Annotated in this window: 24 protein-coding genes; 12 read left to right on the top strand and 12 right to left on the bottom strand. The window is 66.5% G+C overall.

Features of this window, described 5'->3' with window-relative positions; translation table 11 throughout:
* Positions 1–44 precede the first annotated feature (44 nt).
* Both purF and purM read left to right on the top strand, forming a co-directional pair.
* Positions 45–1,613 carry an amidophosphoribosyltransferase gene (purF, locus tag AC5RT8_RS11425; RefSeq protein WP_494095820.1) on the top strand — a complete coding sequence of 523 codons (1,569 nt, stop codon included), beginning with the start codon at positions 45–47 and terminating at the stop codon, positions 1,611–1,613.
* On the top strand, positions 1,610–2,719 hold the full coding sequence (gene purM / locus AC5RT8_RS11420; protein ID WP_494095819.1) for a phosphoribosylformylglycinamidine cyclo-ligase: 1,110 nt from the start codon (positions 1,610–1,612) through the stop codon (positions 2,717–2,719). Before purF ends, purM begins: the two co-directional genes overlap by 4 nt.
* A 175-nt stretch (positions 2,720–2,894) precedes the next feature.
* Here purM and AC5RT8_RS11415 read toward each other — a convergent pair whose 3' ends face one another.
* Positions 2,895–3,128, bottom strand: a complete 234-nt coding sequence (locus tag AC5RT8_RS11415; RefSeq protein ID WP_146361664.1) for a DUF3073 domain-containing protein — start codon at positions 3,126–3,128, stop codon at positions 2,895–2,897.
* A 278-nt stretch (positions 3,129–3,406) separates the two neighbouring features.
* Between AC5RT8_RS11415 and AC5RT8_RS11410 the strand changes: the two genes are divergently transcribed.
* The gene (locus tag AC5RT8_RS11410) at positions 3,407–4,837 is read left to right on the top strand and encodes a septum formation family protein (protein ID WP_494095818.1); all 1,431 of its coding nucleotides are present in this window, start codon (positions 3,407–3,409) and stop codon (positions 4,835–4,837) included.
* A 48-nt stretch (positions 4,838–4,885) separates the two neighbouring features.
* On the opposite strand, the gene clpB is transcribed toward AC5RT8_RS11410, so the two are convergent.
* Both clpB and AC5RT8_RS11400 read right to left on the bottom strand, forming a co-directional pair.
* Positions 4,886–7,510 (bottom strand): ATP-dependent chaperone ClpB, encoded by a 2,625-nt coding sequence (gene clpB / locus AC5RT8_RS11405; RefSeq protein ID WP_494095817.1) that lies wholly within the window; start codon positions 7,508–7,510, stop codon positions 4,886–4,888.
* Positions 7,511–7,603: 93 nt separating this feature from the next.
* Complete coding sequence (locus tag AC5RT8_RS11400) at positions 7,604–8,200, bottom strand: SRPBCC domain-containing protein (RefSeq protein WP_494095816.1); 597 nt, start codon at positions 8,198–8,200, stop codon at positions 7,604–7,606.
* A 251-nt stretch (positions 8,201–8,451) separates the two neighbouring features.
* On the opposite strand from AC5RT8_RS11400, the gene AC5RT8_RS11395 reads away from it, so the two are divergent.
* On the top strand, positions 8,452–10,410 hold the full coding sequence (locus tag AC5RT8_RS11395; protein WP_494095815.1) for a penicillin-binding transpeptidase domain-containing protein: 1,959 nt from the start codon (positions 8,452–8,454) through the stop codon (positions 10,408–10,410).
* 16 nt (positions 10,411–10,426) lie between these two features.
* Here the strand turns inward: AC5RT8_RS11395 and AC5RT8_RS11390 are convergent, their stop codons facing one another.
* Positions 10,427–10,891 carry a YccF domain-containing protein gene (locus tag AC5RT8_RS11390; RefSeq protein WP_494095814.1) on the bottom strand — a complete coding sequence of 155 codons (465 nt, stop codon included), beginning with the start codon at positions 10,889–10,891 and terminating at the stop codon, positions 10,427–10,429.
* Positions 10,892–10,978: 87 nt separating this feature from the next.
* On the opposite strand from AC5RT8_RS11390, the gene AC5RT8_RS11385 reads away from it, so the two are divergent.
* Positions 10,979–11,440 (top strand): pyridoxamine 5'-phosphate oxidase family protein, encoded by a 462-nt coding sequence (locus tag AC5RT8_RS11385; RefSeq protein WP_494095813.1) that lies wholly within the window; start codon positions 10,979–10,981, stop codon positions 11,438–11,440.
* A gap of 68 nt (positions 11,441–11,508) precedes the next feature.
* Here AC5RT8_RS11385 and AC5RT8_RS11380 read toward each other — a convergent pair whose 3' ends face one another.
* A complete protein-coding gene (locus tag AC5RT8_RS11380) occupies positions 11,509–13,122 on the bottom strand; it encodes a DEAD/DEAH box helicase (protein WP_494095812.1) in 1,614 nt (537 codons plus the stop codon).
* 298 nt (positions 13,123–13,420) lie between these two features.
* On the opposite strand from AC5RT8_RS11380, the gene trmB reads away from it, so the two are divergent.
* Positions 13,421–14,287: a tRNA (guanosine(46)-N7)-methyltransferase TrmB gene (gene trmB / locus AC5RT8_RS11375; RefSeq protein ID WP_494095811.1), complete on the top strand. Its 867-nt coding sequence runs from the start codon at positions 13,421–13,423 to the stop codon at positions 14,285–14,287.
* Here trmB and AC5RT8_RS11370 read toward each other — a convergent pair.
* The gene (locus AC5RT8_RS11370; RefSeq protein WP_494095810.1) at positions 14,284–15,036 is read right to left on the bottom strand and encodes an SDR family oxidoreductase; all 753 of its coding nucleotides are present in this window, start codon (positions 15,034–15,036) and stop codon (positions 14,284–14,286) included. The two genes, trmB and AC5RT8_RS11370, sit on opposite strands and share 4 nt — an antisense overlap.
* Positions 15,037–15,137: 101 nt before the next feature.
* On the opposite strand from AC5RT8_RS11370, the gene AC5RT8_RS11365 reads away from it, so the two are divergent.
* The 4 genes from AC5RT8_RS11365 (at position 15,138) to AC5RT8_RS11350 (ending at position 18,606) form a co-directional block, all read left to right on the top strand.
* Positions 15,138–15,971 carry a helix-turn-helix transcriptional regulator gene (locus AC5RT8_RS11365; RefSeq protein ID WP_494095809.1) on the top strand — a complete coding sequence of 278 codons (834 nt, stop codon included), beginning with the start codon at positions 15,138–15,140 and terminating at the stop codon, positions 15,969–15,971.
* A 152-nt stretch (positions 15,972–16,123) separates the two neighbouring features.
* Complete coding sequence (locus AC5RT8_RS11360) at positions 16,124–17,104, top strand: NYN domain-containing protein (protein ID WP_494095808.1); 981 nt, start codon at positions 16,124–16,126, stop codon at positions 17,102–17,104.
* A gap of 7 nt (positions 17,105–17,111) precedes the next feature.
* Positions 17,112–17,780 carry a class I SAM-dependent methyltransferase gene (locus tag AC5RT8_RS11355; protein WP_494095807.1) on the top strand — a complete coding sequence of 223 codons (669 nt, stop codon included), beginning with the start codon at positions 17,112–17,114 and terminating at the stop codon, positions 17,778–17,780.
* Positions 17,781–17,979: 199 nt separating this feature from the next.
* Positions 17,980–18,606, top strand: a complete 627-nt coding sequence (locus tag AC5RT8_RS11350) for a dihydrofolate reductase family protein (protein ID WP_494095806.1) — start codon at positions 17,980–17,982, stop codon at positions 18,604–18,606.
* 22 nt (positions 18,607–18,628) lie between these two features.
* Here AC5RT8_RS11350 and AC5RT8_RS11345 read toward each other — a convergent pair whose 3' ends face one another.
* The 5 genes from AC5RT8_RS11345 to dnaK all read right to left on the bottom strand — a co-directional run bounded on the left by AC5RT8_RS11345 (position 18,629) and on the right by dnaK (position 23,635).
* A complete protein-coding gene (locus AC5RT8_RS11345) occupies positions 18,629–19,363 on the bottom strand; it encodes an MOSC domain-containing protein (protein ID WP_494095805.1) in 735 nt (244 codons plus the stop codon).
* A gap of 35 nt (positions 19,364–19,398) precedes the next feature.
* Positions 19,399–19,905, bottom strand: a complete 507-nt coding sequence (locus AC5RT8_RS11340; RefSeq protein WP_494095860.1) for a heat shock protein transcriptional repressor HspR — start codon at positions 19,903–19,905, stop codon at positions 19,399–19,401.
* A gap of 75 nt (positions 19,906–19,980) precedes the next feature.
* Complete coding sequence (locus AC5RT8_RS11335; RefSeq protein ID WP_494095804.1) at positions 19,981–20,979, bottom strand: DnaJ C-terminal domain-containing protein; 999 nt, start codon at positions 20,977–20,979, stop codon at positions 19,981–19,983.
* A gap of 137 nt (positions 20,980–21,116) precedes the next feature.
* Entirely contained in the window at positions 21,117–21,752 is a 636-nt protein-coding gene (locus AC5RT8_RS11330) for a nucleotide exchange factor GrpE (RefSeq protein ID WP_494095803.1), read from the bottom strand.
* Positions 21,753–21,754: 2 nt separating this feature from the next.
* Positions 21,755–23,635, bottom strand: a complete 1,881-nt coding sequence (gene dnaK, locus AC5RT8_RS11325) for a molecular chaperone DnaK (protein ID WP_494095802.1) — start codon at positions 23,633–23,635, stop codon at positions 21,755–21,757.
* A gap of 231 nt (positions 23,636–23,866) precedes the next feature.
* On the opposite strand from dnaK, the gene AC5RT8_RS11320 reads away from it, so the two are divergent.
* Positions 23,867–24,670 carry a methyltransferase domain-containing protein gene (locus tag AC5RT8_RS11320; protein WP_494095801.1) on the top strand — a complete coding sequence of 268 codons (804 nt, stop codon included), beginning with the start codon at positions 23,867–23,869 and terminating at the stop codon, positions 24,668–24,670.
* Positions 24,671–24,762: 92 nt separating this feature from the next.
* Positions 24,763–25,335 carry a nucleoside/nucleotide kinase family protein gene (locus AC5RT8_RS11315; protein WP_494095800.1) on the top strand — a complete coding sequence of 191 codons (573 nt, stop codon included), beginning with the start codon at positions 24,763–24,765 and terminating at the stop codon, positions 25,333–25,335.
* A gap of 10 nt (positions 25,336–25,345) precedes the next feature.
* On the opposite strand, the gene cls is transcribed toward AC5RT8_RS11315, so the two are convergent.
* Positions 25,346–26,821: a cardiolipin synthase gene (cls, locus tag AC5RT8_RS11310; RefSeq protein ID WP_494095799.1), complete on the bottom strand. Its 1,476-nt coding sequence runs from the start codon at positions 26,819–26,821 to the stop codon at positions 25,346–25,348.
* Positions 26,822–26,831: the final 10 nt, after the last annotated feature.

Here is a 26,831-nt window from a genome sequence, read left to right as displayed (position 1 = left end):
CGCACAGTGCCGTCTCCGCCCCGGGAGCATGAGAGAATGCTCACATGGCACGTGGAGACGGACAGCTTTCCCATGATCTGATGCCCGGCGAGAAAGGCCCGCAGGATGCCTGCGGAGTCTTCGGCGTCTGGGCCCCCGGCGAAGAGGTAGCCAAGCTCACCTATTACGGGCTTTACGCTTTGCAGCACCGCGGACAGGAATCCGCCGGCATCGCCACCAGCGACGGCAGCCGCATCAGTGTGTACAAGGACATGGGGCTGGTGTCCCAGGTCTTCGACGAAACCACGCTCAACACCCTTCATGGGCACATCGCCGTCGGGCACTGCCGGTACTCGACCACCGGCGCCTCGCACTGGGCCAATGCCCAGCCCACGCTCGGGGCCACCGCCAGCGGTACCGTGGCACTGGCCCACAACGGCAACCTGACCAATTCCGCGGAACTGTACCAACTGATCCTCCAGCGTGAGGGCCGCCCGCGCACCGGTGAAATCGCCCAGGGCAACACCTCCGACACTGCACTTGTCACGGCCCTGCTCAACGGCAGTGACGGCCGGTCCCTGGAGGACACGGCCATGGAGCTGCTCCCCCAGCTGCGCGGCGCCTTTTCGTTCGTCTTCATGGACGAGGGCACCCTGTACGCCGCGCGTGACACCTATGGGGTCCGCCCGCTGGTACTCGGACGCCTGGAACGCGGCTGGGTGGTTGCTTCTGAAGGATCGGCGCTGGCTACCGTCGGGGCCAGCTTCATCCGCGAGATCAAACCCGGCGAGTTCATCGCGATTGACGAGTCAGGGGTGCGCAGCCGCACCTTCGGGGAGCCGACGCCGGCCGGGTGCGTATTCGAGTACGTCTACCTCGCCCGCCCCGATGCGACCATCGCGGGCCGTTCGGTCTACGAATCCCGCGTGGAGATGGGCCGCCAGCTGGCCCGGGAGCATCCGGTGGAAGCGGACATTGTCATTCCCGTCCCGGAGTCCGGCACCCCGGCTGCGGTTGGTTACGCCGAAGAATCCGGCATTCCCTTCGCCCACGGATTCGTCAAGAATTCCTATGTGGGCCGCACCTTCATCCAGCCCAGCCAGACCCTCCGCCAGCTCGGGATCAAGCTGAAGCTGAACGCCCTGGAGTCGGTGATCCACGGCAAGCGGGTGGTGGTCGTGGATGACTCGATTGTGCGCGGCAACACCCAGCGCGCCATCGTGCGGATGCTGCACGAGGCCGGTGCCGTCGAAGTCCACGTCAAGATTTCCTCACCCCCGGTGAAATGGCCGTGCTTCTACGGCATCGACTTTGCCTCCCGCGCAGAGTTGATCGCCAACGGTGCCGCCGTCGAGGAAATCCGTGTATCGATCGGCGCCGACAGCCTGGCGTACATCTCTGAAGACGGGATGATTGATGCCACCCGGCAGCCCCGGGAGCGGCTGTGCACCGCGTGTTTCACGGGTACTTATCCCATTGAGCTGCCCGATGCGGACTCACTGGGCAAGCACCTGCTGGAACCGGCCAACCCCGCCAACCCAGCCGAGGATGCCGGGTCCAACGGCTGCGATCCGGGCCCGGACAGCGAATACGAGAACCTGCTGACAGATGCCGACAAGAAGGAAGCCGTATGAACGCCACCTCCATCACCTATGCCTCCGCCGGAGTGGATGTCGAAGCCGGCGACAGGGCCGTTGAATTGATGAAGGCAGCCGTGAAGGCCACCCACAATTCGTCGGTGCTGGGCGGGGTTGGCGGTTTCGCCGGGCTGTACGACGCCTCCCGGCTGCTCACCTACCGGAAGCCGCTGCTGGCGACCTCGACGGATGGCGTCGGCACCAAGGTCGCCATCGCGCAGGCCATGGACATCCACGACACCATCGGATTCGACCTGGTGGGCATGGTGGTCGATGACATTGTGGTGGTCGGAGCCGAGCCGCTGTTCATGACCGACTATATTGCCTGCGGCAAAGTGGTCCCGGAGCGCATCGCCGATATCGTCCGCGGCATCGCGTCCGCCTGTGAAGTGGCCGGTACGGCCCTTGTCGGCGGGGAAACCGCCGAACATCCCGGCCTGCTCGGTGAGCACGAATACGACGTCGCAGGGGCCGCCACCGGAGTGGTGGAGGCAGACCGGCTATTGGGCCCGGACCGGGTCCGCAGGGGCGACGTGGTGATCGGCATGGCGTCCTCGGGCCTCCATTCCAACGGTTATTCGTTGGTCCGCCGCGTGATCAACCATGCCGGCTGGCAGCTAGAGCGCCAGGTTTCCGAGCTGGGACGGACGCTGGGAGAGGAACTGCTTGAGCCCACCCGCGTGTATGCGGCGGACTGCCTGGACCTGGCCCGCGATGACGCAGCCGGGGTGCATGGCTTCAGTCACGTAACAGGCGGCGGTCTGGCCGCCAATCTGGCCAGGGTGCTGCCCAAGGGGCTGCAGGCCACCGTGGACCGCTCCAGCTGGGAGCTTCCTCCCGTGTTCAAGCTGATTGCCGAACTGGGAAATGTTCCGCAGCCGGATCTGGAACGCACGCTGAACCTCGGCGTCGGAATGGTCGCCGTCGTCGACGCCGGCAGCGCCGACGCAGCACTCGAACGGCTCGCAGCCCGCGGCGTCCCGGCCTGGGTCATGGGCGGCGTCGGCGAGGTGGAAACGCCCGCCGGCAGCGATGTCGATTTTGTCCAAGGAGCCAAGGGCGTCGACGGCGGCGCGGTACGGCTGGTGGGCAGTTACGCCTGAGGGGGCCCTGCCGCCGCTGTTCTCTCCCCCAGAAGTAAGGCTCCGGACCGGATATCCGGTTCGGAGCCTTACCCGTTGCGTCGGGAACATCTGCCTTAACGCCGTTCAGCGGATCCACCCTAAGGTGATCCGCTGAATGGATGGCAATTGGCCAATGTCTTTGAGGAACGTACCGCTACCCTACGCGGCGGTTACCCTCATCATCGTCATCGTCGCCAAATTGATCCGCGTACTTATCTTCGTACGCCGAGTAGTCGGGCTCAGCCGGCTCCTCGGGATATCGACTGGATGGACGACTCGTCGGTCCTGAGAGCTCACGCTGGAGCGCCGAGTAGTCCGTGGCCGGAGTGAAGTACTTCATCTCCCGAGCCTGCTTAGTTGCTTTTGCCTTTTGACGGCCGCGCCCCATGGCGTGACCCCCTTTTTGCGTCGATCCGGCGGTTAGTCGTTCGGGCAGATGAACGAGGCCCCCGGAATATTTGGTCAATTTGTCGTAAGTACAGGTTACATGCTTTCCCGCTGCCTTGTGCCCCCTCAGCCGCTGCAGGGGGCACAAGCGGAGATAGCGGCCCGGCACTTCCGGCATGGCGCTCCCCTCCGCCGCCCCTCGATATTGGCTAAAGTCAGGGGTAGAGACAGTCTTGGAGTGCTTCACGGCACCGCCTACAGGGAGGACAAACGTTCACCATGAGCGATCAGAAAAATACACCGGGAGCGGGTTTTCCGCCACCGGAGCAGGAAGGCACCCCGGTCACCTTCCCGGATCTGAGCGCCCATTCGGACTCCCCCTCCTGGCTCTCGGAGGACGGCAGCCACGACGCGGGAATCTGGGACCGCAGCTTCGAGGACGCAGCGGAGGGTGACGCTTCCGCTGCATCCGCCGAACACGGGGCCGGCTCCGCAGCGGAGACCGACCCCTCAGAGGACACACCCGCGGACCTGCCTGCCGAGCCGGTGGTTGTTGCTCCCGATGACCTCACACTCGAAGAGCCTTCCCTGGACCGACCCTCACTGGGCAAAGACGCCGTAGAAGCCGCGGCACTGGACCAGATCGCTTCGGAAACCGCAGCAGCAGAGGCGGATGCAGCCGAGGCAGGACGCCTTTCCGGCCTCGAACCCGCACCCAGCGGTGCGGAAGTCCAGGTGGACCGCGGCGATGCTGAGTCCAACGTTCCGGAAACCGTGGCAGAACCCCGGGAACTCGGGGCTCCCGTCCCTCCCGCCCCGGAAGCTGCGGACCCGGAGGAACCGGAGGCGAACCCGGCACCGGGACCCGGCGCGGAAGCCGCGGAACAGGAGGGCCCGGAGGGCCCGAAGGGCCCCGAGGAACCGAAGGGCTCCGCGGAACCGGAGGGCACACCGCCGCACCCCCTGGACGGCATCGACGCGGCCGCACCCATGACGGACGCCCCTGCCGCGACGGCTGCCGATGCCGGTCCTTCACGGGAACCGGAAGCCACTACGGCAGCCGTTCCCACCGGGGAAACACGCCGATCCCGCCGGCTGGCGGAAAGCGGGCGGATCGTGGGAGCATCCGCCGCTGCCTCCCGGCCCGGCGACGCCCCGGATCACACTGCAGCAGGCCCCGGGGCGGGCGGCACGGGGTCCGCAGCCAGTGCTGCCGGAACATCCTCCCCCTCCGGCGGTGGAAAAAGCGGACGCAGCACCCGGCTCCTTCTGGTCCTGGGCGCCGTTGTACTGGCAGCGGTCGTCGCCATCCTTCTTTTCGTCTTTGTCTTCAATGACAAGGCAGAAGGTGTCCTTGCCGATGACGTCAGCCCGCTGGAACTGGAAACCGGGGCATGTCTGCAGGAATGGGATGACGTGAATTCAAGCGCTACCGTCGTCACCTGCGAAACACCGCACAACGCCCAGCTGGTTGCCACCGACAGCTTTACCGAGGACGCCGCCTTCCCCGGTACCGAGGCATTGGAGGAACGGGTCAACGATGTCTGCGCCGCAGTGGACTACGTCGACGCCGCCGCCGGCTTCCCGGACCTGAAGCTCACCAAGTCCATCCCCACGGAACAGACCTGGGCCTCGGGTGACCGCCGCGTCGACTGCTTCGTGTTCTCCCCCGAGGACCAGGACCTCACCGAATCGCTGCTCTCCGAGTAGGCCCGACAGGGCAGCGGGCTCACCCCGCCGCACCGTTGAAGTCCGGGCCTAGGAGACCGCCGCTACCGTCAGGCCGGGCTCGGCAACCAGCCCGTCACCGTTCAGGTTGTCAGCGTTCCGGTCCACCAGCACTGTGTCACCGTCGCTGATCTTTCCGGCCAGGATGCCGCGGGCCAGCTGGTCGCCGATTTCCCGCTGCACCAGCCGGCGGAGCGGCCGCGCGCCGTAGGCCGGATCATAGCCGGTCAGCCCCAGCCACTCCCGCGCCGCGTCGGTCACGTCCAGCACCAGCCGGCGCTCATGCAGCCGGTTAGCCAGGGCACGGACCTGGATGTCCACGATCCGGGTCAGATCCTCGAGGCTTAGCGGATCGAACAGGATCACGTCGTCGAGCCGGTTGAGGAACTCCGGCTTGAAGTTCGCGTTAACCATGGCCATCACGGATTCACGCTTCTGCTCCTCATTGAGCCCCGGGTCGACCAGAAACTGGGACCCCAGGTTGGATGTCAGGATCAGGATGACGTTCCGGAAGTCCACTGTCCTGCCCTGGCCGTCGGTCAACCGGCCGTCGTCGAGCACCTGCAGGAGGATGTCGAAGACATCCGGATGCGCCTTTTCCACTTCATCCAGGAGGATCACCGAATAGGGCCGGCGGCGTACCGCTTCGGTGAGCTGGCCGCCCTCTTCATAGCCCACGTATCCGGGAGGGGCTCCCACCAGCCGCGACACCGCGTGCTTCTCGGAGTACTCGCTCATATCGATGCGGACCATGGCCCGCTCGTCGTCGAAGAGGAAGTCGGCCAGGGCCTTCGCGAGCTCGGTCTTGCCGACGCCGGTGGGGCCCAGGAACAGGAAGGAACCGGTGGGACGGTCGGGGTCGCTGACGCCGGCCCGGGAGCGGCGCACCGCGTCGGAAACCGCGGCCACGGCCTTCGACTGGCCGATCAGCCGCGAGCCGATGACCTCTTCCATGTCCAGCAGCTTCTGGGATTCGCCCTGCAGCATGCGCCCGGACGGGATCCCGGTCCAGGCCGAGACCACTTCGGCAATATCGTCAGCGGTGACCTCCTCGGAAACCATCAGCTCCCGGGTTTCCTCGCCGAAACTGTCTTCCTCGGCCTGCTGCGCCGCGTCCAGTTCCTTCTGCAGGGCCGGTATTTCGCCGTACAGGATGCGCGAGGCTTCGGTGAGGTCGCCGTCGCGCTGGAACTTTTCCGCCTCGCTGCGCAGCTCGTCAATCTTCGCCTTCAGGTCGCCCACCCGGTTCAGCCCTGCCTTCTCGGCTTCCCACCGGGCGTTGAGCGCAGCCAGCTGCTCCTTCTTATTGGCCATGTCCTCGCGCAGGACGGCCAGCCGCTCCATTGAGGCCTCGTCCGTTTCATTGGCCAGCGCGAGTTCCTCCATGGTCAGCCGGTCCACGGCCCGCCGGAGCTCATCGATTTCCTCGGGGGCGGAATCGATCTCCATCCGCAGCCTGGACGCTGCCTCATCCACCAGGTCAATGGCCTTGTCCGGGAGCTGGCGGCCGGTGATGTAACGGTTCGAGAGCGTGGCTGCGGCTACGAGTGCCGAGTCGGCGATGGCGACCTTGTGGTGCGCCTCGTACCGCTCCTTGAGCCCGCGCAGGATGCCGATAGTGTCCGGAACGCTGGGCTCGCCTACGTACACCTGCTGGAAGCGCCGCTCCAGCGCAGCATCCTTTTCAATGTTTTCGCGGTATTCGTCGAGGGTGGTGGCGCCGATCAGCCGCAGCTCCCCGCGTGCCAGCATGGGCTTGAGCATGTTTCCGGCGTCCATGGACCCTTCGGCGGCGCCGGCACCCACCACCGTGTGCAGCTCATCGATGAAGGTGACAATCTGCCCTTCGGCACTGGAAATCTCCTCCAGCACTGCCTTGAAGCGCTCTTCGAACTCTCCACGGTATTTGGCCCCGGCCACCATGGAACCGAGGTCAAGGGACAGCAGCGTCTTGCCGTTAAGGCTCTCGGGCACGTCCCCCGCAACAATGCGCTGGGCCAGGCCCTCGACGACGGCGGTCTTGCCGACGCCGGGCTCGCCGATCAGCACGGGGTTGTTCTTGGTCCGCCGGCTGAGCACCTGGATGACGCGGCGGATCTCCCCGTCCCGGCCAATCACCGGGTCCAGCTTGCCCGAACGGGCCATTTCCGTCAGGTCCGTACTGAATTTCTCCAGGGCCTGGAAGGTGTTTTCCGGATCAGCATTGGTCACTTTACGGTCTCCTCGTACTGATGGAAGCACTGCGTTGAGGGCGTCATGCCCGGCGTTGTTGTCCCGCAGTGCTTTTCCTGCCGGACCGTTGTCCAGGGACAGCCCGAGCAGGAGGTGTTCAGTGGACACAAAGGCATCCCCTAGTTTCTCGGCTTCCTGCTGCGAGGCGTTGATGACCTGGAGCAGCGGCCGGGAAAACTGCGGCTGGGCCACCGAGGAACCGGAGGACGAGGGTAGCTGGTGGATGGCCGTGCTGGCGGCGGCACTGACGGTATCCACGTTGACGCCGGCTGCTTTCAGCAGTGCGACGGCTACTCCCTGCCGCTGGTCCATCAGTGCTTTCAGCAGGTGCGCAGGTTCAATCTGCGGGTTTCCTGCGGTGTTGGCGTTCATGGCCGCAGCCGACAGAGCTTCCTGGCTCTTGTTCGTGAATTTCGTGTCCACGGTGACTCCTCAGAGGCCTCAATGAAGAATGCTGGCAAAGTTGAGTCTAGTTAGCTCAACTTTTGAAGTAAAGTTCCCCGGGCCACACCGCGTCTAGGGCAGGTGCTCCTGGTCGAAATCATCCGCCGTTCGGCGCCACCGTTCATTACGGGCTTCGAAAAGCTGCGCCAGCTCTCCGCCGGACTCGATTTCGAACCGGATGCCGGCCGGCTCGTCGGGGATGCTGCCTGCTAAGTACTCCTCCAGGACATCGAGGAAATACTCCCACCCTGCACCGCCGGTCCACAGCCCGGCGCCGGGCGCCGCCGACACCGCAAATCCCTTCCGAACCGAGGCGTAGCGCAACTCGAACCGGGTATAGCCTTCCTCCCCGGTCAGGTGGAATTCCACTTCGGCCGCCGATGAACCCTCCCGGGCCCAGGACAGGGTCAGGAGCCGGGGTCCGTCGCAGCGCAGAATCGCGCCGTGGGATCCGTCCGGAAGACTGTAGCTGCCGCCGCGCCGCAGATCACCGACCGGCAGGGCCACCCATTGGCCAAGGCGTTCGGGGTCCGCAACCGCTGACCACACGTCACCGATGGGGAAGGGAATATCCCGGGTCATCACGATCATCAGGGCGTGGCCCGCCTGGATCTGCCGGCGTCCGTAGGACCGCACCGTCTTCTCAAGAATCATGTCCAGATCGGACATTTGCCCACTCCTGCCGTAGGACAACCGGCAACCGATCCGGTCCTCCAGCGGCCAACAGCGACCTTTCCGGCCGTCGGCGGGATGCCGGGGGAAGCGAGTTGTAGTCGAGCGCCAATTCCTGGCCGTTTTCCACACCGTAGCAGGGAAACCAGGCCCTGCACAGGGTCGACAGGAAGGGCCGCGCAGCGGTCCACGCAGCGCCGGAAGGCGTAATCCGCGGAGCCGGGGCCTGCTGGCGGTAGCCTGTGCGGATGGGGAAAAACCGTTCTGCCGTTTCCGTTCTTGCCGTTACCGCCCTGGCCCTGACGCTGGTGTCCTGCTCGGCGGATAAGCCGGCTCCGAATGACGCCGCCGCCACCTTTGCGAAGGGCCTGAGCCAGCTGGATGTTTCGGCATCGGCCTTCACCGCGGGCTCTCCCGACCAGGTGAACAGCGAGCTGGAGCAGCTGCTCGGCGGTATGGGCACACTCCGCCCGGCGGTTACGGTGGCGGGCGTTGACGAGGACTCCGAGAACGACGACGCCGCGACTGCCCGGCTGGCCTACGCGTGGGACTTGAACAGCGATTCACAGCCGGACTGGTCCTACGAGAGCACGGCCGAGCTGCGCCGCGGCGAAGACGACCAGTGGCTTGTGGAGTGGGCTCCGTCCGCAGTGTTCAGCTCCTTGGCGGATGGCGACCGGCTGGTCCGCAGCACCACCCCCGGCACACGAGCGCTTATCCGGGACCGCAACGGTGCGCCGTTGATGGACCTGCGCCCGGTATTGCGCATCGGCGTCAACAAACCGGACCTCACGGAAGATCAGCTGGCCTCCTCAGCGGCGGCAATGGCCAACCTGACCGGCCTGGATCCTGCCGCCTACACCGCCCAGGTCCAGGCCGCCGGCCCCGAAGCCTTCGTCGAGGCAATTGTGCAGCGCGAGGAAGCGGAGGGGCCTGCAACGGTCCCCGGGGTCGAAGCAATCCCGGGAGGGCTGGCCCTCCCGGCACAGCGGATCCTGGCTCCCACCCGCAATTTTGCCCGTGCCCTGCTCGGCACCGTGGGCGAGGCAACAGCGGAACTGGTCGAGGAGTCCGAAGGCCGGGTTTCCGCCGGCGACCAAACCGGACTCTCCGGTCTCCAGAAGCAATACAACGACCAGCTCGCGGGCAGCCCCGGCGTGACGGTCACTGTTGAGGACGACGCCGGGACCAAGGACACCCTCATGAGCATCGACCCGCAGGGCGGCACCGACCTGCAGACGAGCCTGGACCCGCGGCTGCAGCAGCTCGCCGAAGATGTCCTGGAAGAGGAGCCGTCGGCGTCCGCAATCGTCGCGATCCAGCCCTCCACCGGCGAGATCCTCACCGTGGCCAACGGTCCGGGCAGCGAGGGCCAGCAGACTGCCCTCCTCGGCCAGTACCCGCCGGGATCCACGTTCAAGACGGCCACCGCGCTGGCCATGCTGCGCAACGGCACCACGCCGGCCAGCACCGTGGAGTGTCCCTCGGAGCTCAACGTCGACGGCCGGATGTTCACCAACGTGCCCGGCTACCCGGCCGCGGCCACCGGCAGCGTTCCGCTGCGCACCGCTTTCGCGAACTCCTGCAACACCGCGTTCCTGAATGCCCGGGACAGCGTTTCCCAGCAGGACCTGTCAGCGGCTGCCGCGGACCTGGGTATCGGCATAGACGCTTCCATCGGCACCGACGCCTTCCTTGGCTCCGTCCCCGCAGAAGCCGAAGGAACCGCGCATGCCGCGTCGCTGATCGGACAGGGCGATGTCCTGGTATCGCCGCTGGCCATGGCCGTCGCGGGTGCCTCGATCAGCAAGGGCGAACGCATCTCCCCCACCTTGGTCCGGAACACGGCGGAGGAGCCCGCAGGAGCGTCGCCGTCCGGATCGGCTACGGCGTCGCCTGCCCCTGAGGAATCAAACGCTCCTGCCTCGGGCAACCTCACGTCCGAGGAGGCCGCCTCGCTGCGGGAGATGATGCGTGCCGTCGTTGCCGAGGGCGGAGTCCAGATGCTGCTCGATGTGCCGGGGGAACCCGTGCTGGCCAAGACCGGAACAGCCGAGTTCGGCAGCCAGACCCCGCCGGAAACCCACGCCTGGGTGCTGGCCGTCCAGGGCGACCTGGCCGTTGCAGTGTTCGTGGAACAGGGTGAACGCGGCTCAACCTCGGGCGGTCCGCTCATGAAGGCCTTCCTCGAGGGTGCCCAGGGCTAGCGGAAACGGGTTTCCGTCAGGAGGGCCACTGCTGCGCGGGTGCCACCCGGCCCTGGTAACCGGGCTGCCGGTAGGCGTTTCCCGCGTACGGGGTGATCTGCCAGGTATCCGTCGGAACGATGACCTTGCCCAGCGGCATCAGCGAAATAGGCAGCATTTTCAGGTTGGCAATGCCCAGCGGGATCCCGACGATGCTCACGAACATCGGGATGGCCGTCAGGACGTGGCCGATGGCGATCCAGATGCCGGCCAGCAGCAGCCAAATGATGTTGCCGATCAGGCTGAGGGGTCCGGTGAAACCGCCCCGGTCCACGACCGTCCGCCCGAACGGCCACAGTGCGTAGTTCGCGATGCGGAAGGACGCGATGCCGAACGGGATGGTCACGATCAGCAGGCAGCAGACCACGCCCGCAAGCGCATACCCCAGGGCAAGCCAAATGCCGCCGAACAGGAGCCAGATAACATTCAGGATCGCTTTCATGGCTCCATTGTTCTCCACCGGGCACTGATTGGCCACGGCAGCGCTGCCTGCATACCCGCCTGCCTGCTCCTGCCCTAGACTGGCGCCATGCCGATCAGTGACGAAAGCACCGCAGACCACTTGACCTCCAGCCAGTGCTGGGACTACGTCCGGCAGGCCCGGTTCGGCCGTCTCGCCGTCGTCGTCGACGGACAGCCGGAAATCTTCCCCGTCAACTTTGCCGTAGACCACGGCACAGTGGTTTTCCGCACCGCGGCCGGAACCAAGCTGGCCGGCGCCCTCTCGGGAAACCCCGTGGCGTTCGAAATCGACGGTTACGACGACACGCTCTCCTCCGCCTGGAGCGTGGTGCTCAAAGGCGGGGCAGACCTGCTCGAAGACGTCTCGGAGGTCCTGGACTCTGAGGATCTGCAGCTCTTTCCGTGGCAGTCCGGCACGAAGGACGCGTTTGTCCGCATTGCCCCGGAGGTGACCGCGGGCCGCCGGTTCATCATTTCCCACGCCGCACGCCGCAATATGCTGCGCGGCATGGGGCTGTATACGGAATAGCCGCAGCATTGCCGACACAAAAGGCGCCGCACCGATGGGTGCGGCGCCTTTTCAAGAGAGGCTAAGCCTTAGCGGGAACGGCGTTCGTTCGACGCCGGTGCGGTGGCACGGCGGGGGCCGCCGGACCGTGCCGGACGGCCGGAGGCTGCACCTGCGGCACCGCGGGGGGCACCGCCTGCACGCTGGCCGCTGCCGGCGCCCTCGGCACGCTGGCCGGTGGCAGGACGGCGGTTCCGGCCGGAGGCGGTGGCAGCAGAGGCGCCGTCCCGGCGGCCGGACCGTGCCGGACGCTGCGTACGGGTGTCGTCACCTGCGGCAGGGCGGTCGCCGCGGTCGGTCCGTTCGGCCGAAACGCGTCCGCGTCCGCCTGCACCGCCGCGTCCGCCGGCGCGGGGAGCACCGGCAGAGCGGGCGGCCCGCTTCCGCTGGGCATTGGCGCCGGTGGAGCGGCCTCCGCCCTGCTGCGGGGACTTCGCGGCAAGCTGTGCGGCGCGGACGTGCGGTTCCACGACGGCGGCACGCTCGCCCACGAGCTTGGCGATCGACGGCGAATTGTGGCTGACCTTCTCGATGGAGACGTCGACGCCCGCAGCCTTCATCAGCTTGGACACCTCGTTCTTCTGCTCCGGGAGGGTCAGCGTGACGACAGTTCCGCTGGACCCGGCACGGGCCGTACGGCCGGAGCGGTGCAGGTAGGCCTTGTGCTCGGTGGGCGGGTCGATGTGGACAACGAGTTCGACGTCGTCGACGTGCACGCCGCGGGCGGCGACGTCGGTGGCCACCAGTACGCGGACATCACCCGATGCGAACTCCGCCAGGTTCCGGTCACGGGCATTCTGCGACAGGTTGCCGTGCAGGTCCACTGCGGGGATGCCGTTGTCCGTGAGGAACTGCGCCATCTTGCGGGCGTGGTGCTTGGTGCGCATGAACATGATGCGGCGGCCCTGGCCGGAGGCCAGTTCCTTGACCAGCAGCTTCTTGGCCGTCTGGTCCTGGACCAGCAGCACGTGGTGTTCCATGGTGGACACCGCTGCCTGCGGCTCATCCACGGAGTGCGTCAGCGGATTGGACAGGTAGCGGCGGACGAGCTTGTCCACGCCGTTGTCCAGGGTCGCGGAGAACAGCATGCGCTGGCCCTTTTCCGGAGTGCGGTCCAGCAGCCGCTGGACCACCGGCAGGAAGCCGAGGTCGGCCATGTGGTCAGCCTCGTCGAGCACCGTGATTTCGACGGATTCGAGGCTGATGACCTTCTGCTTCATCAGGTCTTCCAGGCGACCCGGGCAGGCGATGACGATATCGACGCCGGCCTTGAGTGCCTTTTCCTGGCGCTGCTGGGACACGCCGCCGTAAATGACGGTGGTGTTCAGGCCCAGTTCCTTGGCCAGCGGCTCAATCACGTTGTTGATCTGCGTGGCCAGTTCGCGGGTCGGCGCCATAACCAGGCCCAGGGGGCGGTTCGGGCGGCGGCGGTAGGCTGCCTCGTTCTCGGCCAGCCGGGCAACCAGCGGGAGGGAGAAGGCCAGGGTCTTGCCGGATCCGGTGCGGCCACGGCCCAGGACGTCACGGCCCTTGAGGGTGTCCGGAAGGGTTTCCACCTGAATGGGGAACGGCTCTGCGATTCCGGCAGCGGCGAGGGAGGAAACAAGTGCCTTGGGCACGCCAAGGGCAGCAAAAGTGGTCATTAAAGACAGGCAACTTTCGGTAAGAGGCCCCCAACGCCGTTTGGGCCGGGGGTTCGCCGAAGAAAAGTCAGACAGTGTCTACCGCACTGAAGCGGGACAAAAGAAAGCGTTCATCGACGCAGGCTGGACTGCTTACACACGCTGTTTCATCCGCGGTTTCAACTGGAGGCTTCATCCGGGATCGGCAGTGGCAGGACCAACATCTGCCTCCAGTTTACCGTAATGCGGAAACTTTCCTAATCGGAGGCGGCTGCTGCGGTGAAATCCGTGCGCGTGCCAGCCGATAGCATTAACGGTAATGACTACTGAACCAGCCCTGCCCGACGCCGCCGAGACCGGACCCGCCGACATCGACACGGAGACCGATGCGGAGCAGCACTTCCGCTCCCCTGTCTCCTTTGTCCGGCGCGGCTCGCGCCTGCAGGGCCGCCGCCAGCAGGCGTGGGATGAGCTTTCGGACCGGTTTGTGGTGGACGTGCCGCGCGATGAAGCCGACACCTCGGTGCATCCGGACTATGTGTTCGACGCCGCGGCGGAGTTCGGGCGCACGGCACCCCTCGTCGTCGAAATCGGCTCCGGGCTGGGTGAAGCGGTGGCCCATGCAGCCGAGCAGTACCCGGAAAAGAACTTCCTGGCCGTGGAGGTTTACCTGCCGGGCCTGGCGCAGACCCTGCAGCGGATCGGCCAGAAGGGCCTGACGAATATCCGCGTGGTCCAGGCGAACGCCCCGGAGGTACTGAGCACCATGCTCCCCGCCGGCTCCGTGGACGAGGTATGGGTGTTCTTCCCCGACCCGTGGCACAAGACCCGCCACCACAAGCGCCGCCTGGTCAAGGAATCCTTCGCCGAACTGGTGGCGCGGGTGCTGGTGCCCGGCGGTACCTGGCGCCTGGCAACCGACTGGTCCGACTACGCCGTGCAGATGCGCGAGGTGCTGGATGCATCGACACAGTTCGAGAACCTGCACGCCGGTGAACGTGCCGGTGAAGACAGCCCGCTGACCCGCGTGCACCGTGAAGGCCTGGAAAACAAGGCGCCGCAGGACGAGGTTGATACCCGGGGCGGCTGGGCTCCCCGTTTCGAGGGCCGGACCCTGACCAGCTTCGAGAACAAGGCCCATGAGGCCGGCCGGCTGATTTTCGACCTGGCGTACCGCCGGGCCTAGGCCGGAACGGCGGGGTTGATAGCGGCAACCGCGGCGTCGTAGCGGCCTTCGGTTTCCGCAAAGCGTAGGAACCCCACGGCGTCGACCAGGATTTCCGTGGCGTCCGGCTGTGCCTCCAGGAGGGACATTACTTCGTCGGCAAATTCGTCCAGCGGAAGATAGCGTTCATCCGCGGAGCCGCCGGGCATCAGCTCGGTCTGCACTGCCGGCGGAACCAGTTCGATGACCTGAACCGAAGTTCCTGCGAATTGGAGCCGGATGGTCTCGCTGAACCGGTGGATGAAGGCCTTGGTGCCGTTGTAGGTGGGCGTGGCGGCCAGCGGCGTATGCGCCAGCCCGGAGGAAACCGTTATGAAGACTGCATCGGGCCTGGACTGCAGGTGCTCGGTAAACGCGGACAGCAGCCGCAGCGGTCCGTTGATATTGGTTTCGATGATGCGTTCCGCTTCGGCCAGGAAGCCTTCGCTGCGGATGTCTTCGCCCGACATGATGCCCGCCATGGCCATTACTACGTTCAGCTCCGGGAGCTTCGCCAGGACAGCATCGCGCGCTGCACGGACGGAACCGGGATCGGTGGTATCGACGGGGACGGTGGAGAAGCCGTGCTCGGCGGCCAGCCGCTCCAGCACGTCGGTCCGCCGTCCGCCGATGATGACAGTGTTCCCGGCAGCCTGCAGACGGACGGCGAGCGCCAGTCCGATACCGGAGGTGGCACCGGGAATGAAAATGGTGTTTCCGTGAATGTTCATGCCACCAGTGTTGGCCGCACCGGAAGCGGGCGGGAGAGGAGCGTTTGTCGTAGGATTCCCGATCCCTGTATAGATGCGCCGCGGTGGCCCATGATGGATTCATGGACCGCTCCACGCTTGCCGAATTCCTGAAATCACGCCGCGGTGCCCTGCGCCCGGAAGATGTGGGACTTTCCACCGGGCCGCGTCGCCGGGTAGCCGGTCTCCGCCGGGACGAAGTGGCCCAGCTGGCGGGGATGTCCGGCGATTACTACACCAGGCTGGAGCAGGCCCGCGGGCCGCAGCCGTCCGATCAGATGCTGGCGGCGCTGGCGCGTGCGCTGCGCCTCAGCATTGACGAGCGCGACTACCTTCACCGGCTCGCCGGGCGCAACCCGCCGCTGCGGGCCTCCCTTGATACGCATGTTGCCCCGGCGCTCCTTCGGGTACTGGACCGCCTGGATGACACTCCCGCGTTGATCCTTTCCGGGCTGGGCGAGACCTTGGCGCAGAACGGCTTGGCCAAGGCGTTGCTGGGAGACCATTTTCGGTTCACGGGGGCCGCCCGCAGCAGCGTCTACCGTTGGTTCACCGATCCCGCTGAACGCGCACTTTATCCGCCGGATGACCGGGTACGGCAGGGCCGGGCACAGGTGGCAGGACTGCGGATCGCGGCGCCGCAGTCCGCCCGCGCCCGCGAACTGGTGAAGCTGCTGGAGCGGTCGAGCCCGGAATTCGCTGCAATGTGGCAGGCCCATGACGTGGCCGCCCGGTTCCCCGAGCACAAAACACTCATCCACCCCGAACTCGGTGCCATCGAGCTGGACTGCCAGACCCTGTACAGCGAAGACCGGAGCCAGACCCTGCTAGTACTCACCGCCGCCCCGCGCAGTGAAGCCGCGCAGAAGCTGGGCGTGCTGGCGGTGATCGGCCAGCAGCGGTTCGCAACTGCCTGATCCCCCGGGCGGCGCAAGCCTTTGAAACAGTCCCGGCAGAGTCCGGACGGGTCTTAGGCGCAGTCCCGGTTTGCCCTGGCCGTACCGGCGGAAGGAAACTGATGGTACGGACGGCAGCTAGCCCTCCGCCGGCCCAGAAGGATTTTGCACCCATGCCCGAACCGAGCGACGCCCGCGTCGGCCTCTACATCGACTTCGACAACATCGTCATTTCGCGCTACCAGCAGCTGCACGGCCGGAACGCTTTCCAGCGCGACGGGATCCGCAACTTCGACAAGACCAGCCGGGACGCCGATTCCGAAATTGCTGCGAAGCTCAGCGCGGCCACCGTGGATTTCAACGCCATCATCGACTTCGCCGCCTCGTTCGGCACCCTGGTGGTAAACCGGGCCTACGCCGACTGGTCGGTCCCCGTGAACGCCAGTTACCAGCGGCAGCTGATGTCCCGAGCCGTGGACCTCACCCAGTTGTTCACCACCACCACCCGCGGCACCAAAAACGGCGCCGACATCCGGCTTGCCGTGGACGTGGTGGAAGACCTCTTCCGGCTGCCGGACCTCACGCACATCATCATTGTGGCCGGGGATTCGGACTACATTGCCCTGGCACAGAAGGCGAAGCGGCTGGGCCGTTTCGTGGTGGGCATCGGTGTGGCCGGTTCCACCAGCACCTCGCTGGCCGCGGCGTGTGACGAATTCGAGGATTATGACTCCCTGCCCGGCATTGTCGCGGCCGGCGCTGCGGCACCGGGTTCCGCGAAGGCACCGGCGGCCGCCATGGACCAGACGCCCAGCAAGGCACGCAAGCTCACCGTGGTGCCCATGTTTTCCCACACCGAGGACGTCCGCTTCGACGAACCGGACACCGCCGAGGACATCGATCCGCGGACCCTTGCGAGCGAACTGCTGGTGCGTGCGCTGAAGATCGGCCATGCCAAGGGCGACGACGAGTGGCTCAACACCGGCACGGTGAAGAACCAGATGCGGCGCATGGACCCTTCGTTCAACGAAAAGCCGCTCGGGTTCCGGTCCTTCACCGATTTCCTGTCCTCGCACGGCGACCTGGTGGAACTGGACGACGACGGTCCGCAGCGCCTGATCCGGCTGCGGCCCGAGGCGGAAACCCGGGACTGACACCGCCATGGACGAGAATAGCCCGCAGCAGTCGGCCGGCCCCTCCTCACGGTCTGTCCCTCCCCTGCCGGAGCCGGCAGCGGTGGAAGAAGAATGGGACCAGCGCTATGCCGCGCGGGACGCCCTCTGGAGCGGGCAGCCGAACACGGCCCTGGTCTCCGAGGCGGCAGTCCTGACACCCGGGCGCGCCCTCGACGTCGGCTGCGGCGAGGGCGCGGACGCCCTGTGGCTGGCCTCCCGCGGCTGGGACGTCACGGCACTCGATGTCTCCTCAGTGGCCCTGGAACGGGCCGCACGGCAGGCGGAGGCGCAGCGGCTGCACGTGGCGTGGGTCCACAGCGGCCTGGTCGAAGCGCAGCTCGAAACGGCATCGTTTGGATTGGTTACAGCTCAGTATCCGGCATTGCCGCGTACCGCAGGCCTTGCCGCGGAGCGGGCCCTGATGCAGGCAGTTGCCCCCGGCGGACTACTGCTGGTGGTGCACCATGCACTGCCCGCCGGCGGTCACGGGGAGGGACACGATGTGGACGGGTATGTCCTTCCGGCAGACGTCGCAGCCGCACTGGACAGCAACTGGCGGATCGAGGTGCAGGAAACCCGGCCGCGGCAGGTGGCCTCCGGCGCGGGGGCACACCATACCGAGGACGTAGTGCTTCGGGCCCGCCGCCTGCGCTGACCCCGTCAGCCGGCATTCCGCGCAGCCCGCTTTCCGGGGCGAAGTATTCACCTCCGCGCACCTCAGAACACTCCTGCTGGAGATACTGCTCGAGGGACTGCGCCCCCTAAGCTCCAACGTTTCCGTTGACAGGCGCGGGCGACCGTCGCCAGCATGGAAACCGGCGGCGCTGCCGCCTCCGCGGGAAGAGGGGAACACCATGGCCGGCCGTATTTCCATCGATCTGTTTATGACGCTCGACGGCGTCGCCCAGGCCCCGGGCGGACCGGAGGAAGACCCGGAGGGTGGCTTCGGCTACGGCGGCTGGCAGGCTCCCCTGCTCGATGAAACGGTTGGGGCCCAGGTGGACGAGGGCATCTCCTCCATGGACGCGCTGCTGCTGGGGCGGAAGACGTATGACATCTTCGCCGCCTACTGGCCGAAGCAGCTGGACGGTGAGGACTCCGGCATCGCCCGCAAGTTCGACGCCATCCCCAAGTACGTCGCGTCCCGGGGAACTCCGGACCTGGGCCGCTGGCGGGACTCGCACCTCCTCGACGGGGACCTGGCGGACGCGGTGGCCGGCCTAAGGGCGCGGCACCAGGACATCCACGTCATCGGGAGCATCGATTTCGCCCGCGCCCTGGTTGCGGGCGGTATGTTCGACTCCCTGAACCTGTGGGTGCATCCCGTGGTCCTCGGCCCCGGCAAGCGCCTATTCCCGCCGGACGGACCGCCCGCGGAACTGAAACTGCTGGGAGCTTCAGCCGCTTCGGAAAAAGGCGTAGTCCTGCTGCGCTACGGCTGGGCAGGTCCGGCCCCCGAAACCGGGCTCATCGGGTCCTGAGCAGAGCGCCTGCCCGCAGCCTTTAGCCGTTCCCGCGGCGGAGGGCAACGGGGTCTCCGACCCGCACTATCCCGGTCCGCCCCACCTGCGCCTGCAGGCCGAACTCTGCGGAGCGGCGGCTGCCGAGCAGCTTCAGGGCTTTGGTTCCTGCCGGGACACCGGCCTGCTCCTGGTCGATCATCACGCAGCGCGGCATCCCCTCCCCCAGACGCAGAAGAACTTCACCGCCGAGAGCAAGTTCGGCGCCGACCCAGTCGTCCTCGCAGAACGCCGGGCGGGACCCGGTGTCAATGACGATGTTGGCGCGGAAGCGCCGGTCATCCAGCGCGCCGCCGGCCAGGTCCTCGAGGGACGCCAGGGAAGACGTTGTCACCAGGTGCAGGGGCGTCTCGTCGTGGTGCTGGACGGCGGCCTCGGGCCGCAACTCCAGTTCCCTGTCGAAGGCAGCGCTCAGGGCCTCGGAGGCGGCCGGGTCATCCACCCGATACCGCAGGCCCCCGGGACTGCGCAGCAGCGGCACGCCGTCGCTGCCCTCGACCGTGGAGGACCAGTGCATCAGTCCGGGCACGGGACGGAACCGGCGGGTCCGCTTGCCACTGGCGATGCCGCCGTCGTCGGTGTAGACGGCCCAGCGGCGGTCATGCAGCAGTCCCCCGTCGGTGACGGCGCAGGTGTCCAGGGCCTGGCCCGCGGTCGACTTGACCGGATAGCGGTACAGCGCCCGGACCGTACCTACCGGAGTCTCCTCATATGGCATTCCGGCATTGTGCCACAGGGCGCTGCGGTGCTGCGCTAGAGGGACTGCACGTAGCCGTCGTCGGCGTAGCTCCGCTCGGCGGACTTGCCGGCGGGAAGGGCGCGCAGTCGGCTGCGCCGTTCCATCAGGGAGACCAGGCCGAGCTGCTGCACGGCTGTTGCAGCCGCCGGCGGCCGCTGCCCGGGGCTGAGCGTGACGACGTCGCCGGCCAGCCCGGCGGCGAAGACGCGGCTGCGGTCGGAGGAACGGCGCTGCGCCTCATCCAGTTCGGTGGAGAGCTCCACGATCCGCTGGCGCAGGCCGGTGACCTGGTTCTGCAGCTCCATGATCCGCTTGATGCCCTCAAGGGACACGCCCTCCTGGGACAGCTTCTGGACCTCGCGCAGCAGCTCGATATCGCGCTGGGAGTAGCGGCGTGAGCGCCCCGGCGCCCTGCTGGGCTTGACGATGCCGAGCCGGTCGTATTGCCGGAGGGTCTGCGGGTGCATTTCCGCGAGCTCAGCGGCAACGGAGATCACAAAAATAGGCGCATTCACGTCTATGCCCACTGTTCCTCCTTCACTGCTGTTGACATGGTAACGCGGAAGCGGACGCCCTCCGGCGGATGAAACCACCTGTTAAAGCCGCGCCTTGGCAGCCAGTCCGGCCCGGGGGTCCTCGCCCTTGGTTGCTTCGGCAAACGCCTCCACGGCTTCCCGGGCCTCCTTGTTCAGGTGGGTCGGGACGGCGACGTCGACGGTCACCAGCAGGTCGCCGTTGCCTTTGGAGGTGTGCACGCCGCGGCCCTTGACCCGCAGCGTACGGCCCGACCTCGTTCCGGCCGGCACCTTGAGCCGGACCGTGTCCGAGGTCAGTGTCGGCACCTCGATGGTCGCCCCCAGGGCGGCCTCCGGGAAGGACACCGGCACATGGATGCGGATGTTGTTGTCTTCCCGCACGAAGAAGTCATGAGGGGTGACGTGGACGGTGACCATCAGGTCCCCCGCACCGGCGGCGCCGGGCTGGCCCTTGCCGCGCACACGGATCTTCTGGCCGTCCTTGACCCCGGCCGGCACGCGGACTTCAACCGTTTCGCCGCTGGGTTCACGCAGCCCGATCACGGTTCCGTTGATCGAGCCGGCGAAGGAAATGGTGGTGCTGGCCGTGCGGTCTGCGCCCTTGGTGGGCGGAGCGCCGAACCCGCCGCCGCCGAAACCGCCCCCGCCGCCGAAGAGGTCGGCGAATTCGGGCGGGATGTTGCTGCCGCCGGCATTGAAGGTGGTGCGCCGGCCGCCGCCGCGCGCAGTCTGGCCGAACAGGTCCCCGAAGATATCCTCAAAGCCTGCTCCGCCGGCTCCGCCGCCACCGCCCGGAGCACCGCCGGCGGTGAAGCGTGCGCCGCTGCCCATGGCGCGGATGGCGTCATATTGCTGGCGTTCCTCGGGATCGGAGAGGACCGAATACGCCTCGGACAGGTCCTTGAACATCCGCTCGGAGTTGGCGTCCCCCTGGTTCTGGTCGGGATGGTACTTCCGTGCCAGTTTCCGGTACGCCTTCTTGATGTCGGCGTCGGACGCATCCTTGGGAACACCCAGAATTTTGTAAAAGTCCTTATCGACCCAATCCTGACTAGCCAATTGGTGTCCCTTCCTCATGTGCCAATCCCGCTGCATTGCCGCACTGATGCGGGTGCCGGGCGTGCTGCCCCTGCTGCGGGACCTGCCGATGGAAAAATGTCCGGGGCCGCTGTGCTGCGGCCCCGGACACGGTGCAACTACTGTTCCGGAACCGAAACAATCACCTGCGCGGCACGCAGGACCCGGTCGCCGGACTTGTAGCCGGCCCTCAGGATCTGCGTGACGGTATCAAACGTGACGTCCGCGCTCTGCTGCTGGATCAGCGCCTCGTGGATGTTCGGATCGAACTCCACTCCGGTCTCATCGATGCGGCTGAGTCCGTACGTCTTCAGCGAGTTCTCCAGCTTGGTGGCGATCGCAGCGAAGGGGCCCTCCGCCAGGTCGCCGTGCTGGCGTGCGGCGTCAATGTCGTCCAGGACCGGCATCAGTGAGTTCAGCACACCGATGACCGCCATTCCCCGGGCAACGTCGCGGTCGCGTTCCACCCGCTTGCGGTAGTTCACGTACTCGGCCTGCAGGCGCAGCAGGTCGTTGCGCAGTTCAGCTGCCTCCGGCGAACCGGAGGCTGCAGGCTGCGCGGGCACGTCCGCGTTGTTCAGGATCTGCTCTGCCTGGGAGAGTGCATCTCCGTCAGCCCCGGCGGCCGGGGCGGAAGCCGAAGCTTCCTCCCCTGCCGCGGCACCGTTGGCGGAATCCGCAGTCCCACCCGAATCCTGGCCGTTGACCGGCTCTTCACCTTCGGGAGTGTTCCCGTGCTCGTTTTCCGCCGCCATGGTTACTTCTTTTCTTCGTCGTCGACAACTTCGGCGTCAACGATGTCTTCATCGCCGGCACCTGCAGCGGAACCGTCACCGGCCGGAGCGCCGTCAGCCGCACCCGGGGCGCCTTCGGCACCGGCCGCGGAGGCCTGCGCGTAGATCGCTTCGCCCAGCTTGGTCTGGGAAGCCTGCAGCTTCTCAAACGCGGCCTTGACCTCGTCGTCGTTGTCGGTGCCTTCCAGCGCCTTCTTCAGCGCGTCGACGTCGGACTTGACCTCGGTCTTGACGTCTTCGGGCAGCTTGTCGTCATTGTCGGTGAGGAGCTTGTCCACCGAGTAGGCCAGCTGCTCTGCCGAGTTGCGGATATCGGCGGCCTCGCGGCGCTTCTTGTCCTCGGCGGCGTGCTCTTCGGCCTCGCGGACCATGCGGTCGATGTCTTCCTTGTTGAGGGAGGACCCGCCGGTGATGGTCATGGACTGCTCGGCGCCGGTGCCCTTGTCCTTGGCGGACACGTGCACAATGCCGTTGGCGTCGATGTCGAAGGTGACCTCGATCTGCGGGACGCCGCGCGGTGCCGGTGCAATGCCGGTCAGCTCGAACGTGCCCAGCGGCTTGTTGTCCCGGGTGAACTCGCGTTCGCCCTGGAAGACCTGGATGGCCACGGACGGCTGGTTGTCATCCGCGGTGGTGAAGGTCTCGCTGCGCTTGGTCGGGATGGCCGTGTTGCGCTCGATCAGCTTGGTCATCACACCGCCCTTGGTTTCGATGCCCAGGGACAGCGGGGTGACGTCGATGAGCAGGACGTCCTTGCGCTCGCCCTTCAGCACGCCGGCCTGGAGTGCAGCGCCAACGGCCACAACCTCGTCCGGGTTCACGCCCTTGTTCGGTTCCTGGCCGCCGGCCAGTTCCTTCACCAGTTCGGAAACGGCGGGCATACGGGTGGAGCCGCCCACGAGGATGATGTGGTCGATGTCCGAAACCTTGATGCCGGCTTCGTTGATGACGTCATTGAACGGCTTCTTGGTGCGGTCCAGCAGGTCCTTGGTCAGGTCCTGGAACTTGGCACGGGAGAGGTGCTCGTCCAGGTGGACCGGGCCTTCGGGGGTGACCGAGAGGTACTGCAGGGAGATGTTGGTGGAGGTAGCCGAGGAGAGTTCCTTCTTGGCCTGCTCCGCTGCTTCCTTCAGGCGCTGCAGGGCGATCTTGTCCTTGGACAGGTCCGCACCCTTGGCCTTGGCCTGGGACAGCAGGTAATCGACGATGCGCTGGTCCCAGTCGTCGCCGCCGAGGCGGTTGTCACCGGCGGTGGCGCGGACCTGGATGGTGGAGAACTCGTCTTCGTCCTTGCCGACTTCGAGCAGGGAGACGTCGAAGGTGCCGCCGCCGAGGTCGAAGACCAGGATGAGTTCGTCTTCCTTGCCCTTGTCCAGGCCGTAGGCCAGCGCAGCCGCAGTGGGCTCGTTGACGATGCGCAGCACGTTCAGGCCCGCGATTTCGCCGGCTTCCTTGGTGGCCTGGCGCTCGGCATCGTTGAAGTAGGCGGGAACGGTGACCACGGCGTCCGTGACCTTCTCGCCGAGGTAGGCCTCGGCGTCGTTCTTGAGCTTCATCAGGATGCGGGCGGAGATCTCCTGGGCGGTGTACTTCTTCCCGTCGATGTCCACGTTCCAGTCAGTGCCCATGTGGCGCTTGACCGAAGAGATGGTGCGGTCGATGTTGTTGACGGCCTGGCGCTTGGCGATCTCGCCGACCAGGACTTCGCCGGACTTCGCAAACGCGACGACGGACGGAGTGGTGCGGCCGCCTTCCGCGTTGGCGATGACCGTGGGCTCGCCGCCTTCCAGGACCGAGACAACCGAGTTGGTGGTACCGAGGTCAATACCTACTGCACGTGACATATTTGCTTCCTCTTTCCTTGGAAAAACCCGCATCTTCCGTGGCGCCGGGCCTGCACGGAGCCGGCCGGAACGCCACGGAGGGCAATTGAGCGTTCTGCACTCAACTTTACTCAGGGCCGCGGTTTTGTCAACAAACTTGAGCGCCCCCGACTCAACTTCTACCGGTCGGGTTGCAGAACACGGCGGTACCCGTTCCACACCGCCCGGGACCGTGGCCGGTAGGGTCCTGCCATGGCTTCCGAAACCTATTCCCACGGCCATCACCGCAGCGTGGTGGACGCCCATGCCGCCCGCACCGCGCAGGACTGCGCAGCGTATCTGCTGCCGGAACTGGCAGCCGGAATGAGCGTGCTCGACGTCGGCTGCGGCCCGGGCAGCATCACCGCCGGCTTCGCGGCGCTCGTGGCGCCGGGACCGGTGGTGGGCGTGGACTCCTCCGACGACGTCCTCGTCCGCGCGCGGGCACTGGCCGCCGGGCGCGGAGCAGCCAATGCCTCGTTTGTTGCCGGAAATATCTATGACCTCGACTTTCCGGATGAAACCTTCGACGTTGTCCACGCCCACCAGGTACTGCAGCACCTCATGGATCCCGTGGCTGCGCTGCGGGAAATGCGCCGGGTTGCCAAACCGGGCGGAACGGTGGCCGTGCGTGACGCCGATTTCTCCGCCATGGCCTGGTATCCACCCACCGCGGAGCTGAGCGAATGGCTGCGGATCTACCGGGAGATCGCCCGCGGCAACTCCGCCGAGCCCGACGCCGGCAGGCACCTGCTTGCCTGGGCGCTGGAGGCAGGCTTCACCGACATCACGCCCTCCTCCTCCAACTGGCTCTACGCCACCCCCGAGGCACGCCGCCGGCACGCGGATTCCTGGTCCGGGCGCGTGCTCCACTCGGGATTCGCGGAACAGGCCCTGGAACGCGGACTGGCGGACCGGGAACTGCTCGGGCGGCTGGCGGCGGGCTGGCAGGAATGGTCCGCCGCCCCGGACGGGTGGTTCCTGATCCCCTGCGGGGAGCTGCTGCTGCGGACCTGACGTGCCTGGCCGGATTTCTGGCTAGGGTTGAAGAATGTTCCGAACCGTTGACCCAGGCAGCCGCTGCGATGCCCGCTAGGCCGGACACCCCCGTGCTCATAGGAGTGGACGGCTTTTCCGGTGCCGGCAAAACCACTCTCGCCACGGAAGTCGCCGCTGCCATGGCCTGCTGCGGTTCCGTACAGCTGTTCCACCTGGAGGACGTCTATCCGGGCTGGGACGGGCTGGAATCGGGAATGACCTACTACCGGGAGCAGATCCTGCGGCCGCTCGCCGAGGGCCGTCCCGCCCGCTGGCAGGCCTGGGACTGGGCTGCCGGCCGCCGGGGCGGCACACGGACCACGGAACCGGCCGACGTCGTCGTTTTCGAAGGCGTCGGTGCCGCGCACCGCGCCGCCCGGCCGCTGCTGCACACCACGGTGTGGGTGGCGGGTGAGGAACCCGTCCGGCGCCGGTATGCGCTGGAACGTGACGGCGACATGTACGCTCCGCACTGGGAGCGCTGGGCCGCGCAGGAACGCCGGTGGTCGGCCGACGACGACGCCGCCTCCGCCGCCGACGTCACTGTCCGCCTCGTTGGTCCCCGCGGCAACGCATCGGCGGCACTGGCGGCGGTCCTTGCCCGGCTGCACCCGGAGCGGCTGCCCGCGGATATCCGGACCTGAGGCAGGAAACCTACTGCAGGGTCGCGGTCAGCCGGGCCACGTTGTCGATGTACCGCTGCCACAGCGGCCGCCCCACCCAGTTCTCCAGGACGAGTTCCTTGGACAGCGCACGGTAGGTGTCTTCGATGCGGCGCATCTGCTCCACGATGGTGCCGTCGAACATCATGACCGACACCTCCAGGTTCAGCGAGAAGGACCGCATGTCCATGTTGCTGGAACCGAGCACCGCCACCTCGTTGTCGATGGTGAAGTGCTTCGCGTGCAGTACCAGCGGTTTGGGGTACTGATAGATCCGGACCCCGGCCCGCAGCAGTGCCTCGTAGTAGGAGCGCTGCGCGTGGTCCACCAGGAACTGGTCTCCCCGCTCGGAAACGAACAGTTCCACCTCCACCCCGCGCTGCGCCGCCGTCGTCACGGCATACAGCAGGGTGTCGTCAGGAACGAAGTACGGGCTGGTGATGGATATCCGGTCGCTGGCCGAGTAGATAAGGGAGGCGAAGAGGCGCAGGTTGTTTTCGGTGCTGAACCCGGGGCCGCTGGGCACCACCTGGCAGGTGACGTTGCCCGGATCGAACGACCACTCGTACAGGTCCATTTCGCGTTCCAGGTTTTCGTCCGTCTCGGCATTCCAGTCGGTGATAAAGACCACGTTCAGTTCATCCACCACCGATCCTTCCACCCGGGCCATCAGCTCGACCCATTTCCGGCCCGACCGGCGGTTCCGGCGCTTGTTGTACCCCGGCTCCACCAGGTTCTGCGAACCGGTGAAGCCGACGGCACCGTCCACCACCAGGATCTTGCGGTGGTTGCGCAGGTCCGGGCGGCGCCAGCGGCCGCGGAAGGGGTTGACCGGCAGCATCCGGCGCCACTGGATGTCACTGCCACGGAGTTCGGCCAGCAGTTTCCGGTAGCCGGGGATCCGGACCGTGCCGATGTGGTCATAGAGCAGCCGAACGGTGACCCCGCGACCGGCGGCGTCCTTCAGTGCGCGGAAGAAGTCCCGTGTGACCGCGTCATAGGCCATGATGTAGAACTCCACATGGACGTACCGCTCGGCCTCCTTCACTGCGTCGGTCATCTCGGCAATGGACTCAAGGTAGTCGCGCTGCAGGTCCACCTTGTTGCCGTCGAGAGTGGGGAACGAGCCCAGCCGCCGGTTGAGTTCCGCGGCATTGAGCACCCACTCGGGACCGTCGTAAGTGGTGCCCTCGGCTTCCAGCTCCTTGGTGTTCTCACGCACCAGGCGGTTGATTTCCGCCTGCCGTCTCACCCGGTGGTCGGAGAGCCGGTGGTTGCCGAAGAAGGAAAACAGGATGATTCCGGGGATCGGGAGGAAGAAAATGCACAGCAGCCACGCCATCGCGGTGGTGGGTCGCCGGTTGCCGGGGACCACGCCCAGGGCGATGATCCGGATGGCATAGTCCACCGCCGTCAGTATCGCCGTTATCCACCCGGACGGGTCCAGGCCGGTCAGAGACCACCACACACTCAAGCTC

It is taken from the genome of Arthrobacter sp. Ms25, assembly GCF_059090365.1.
This window is presented reverse-complemented; position numbering and strand designations above follow the sequence as displayed.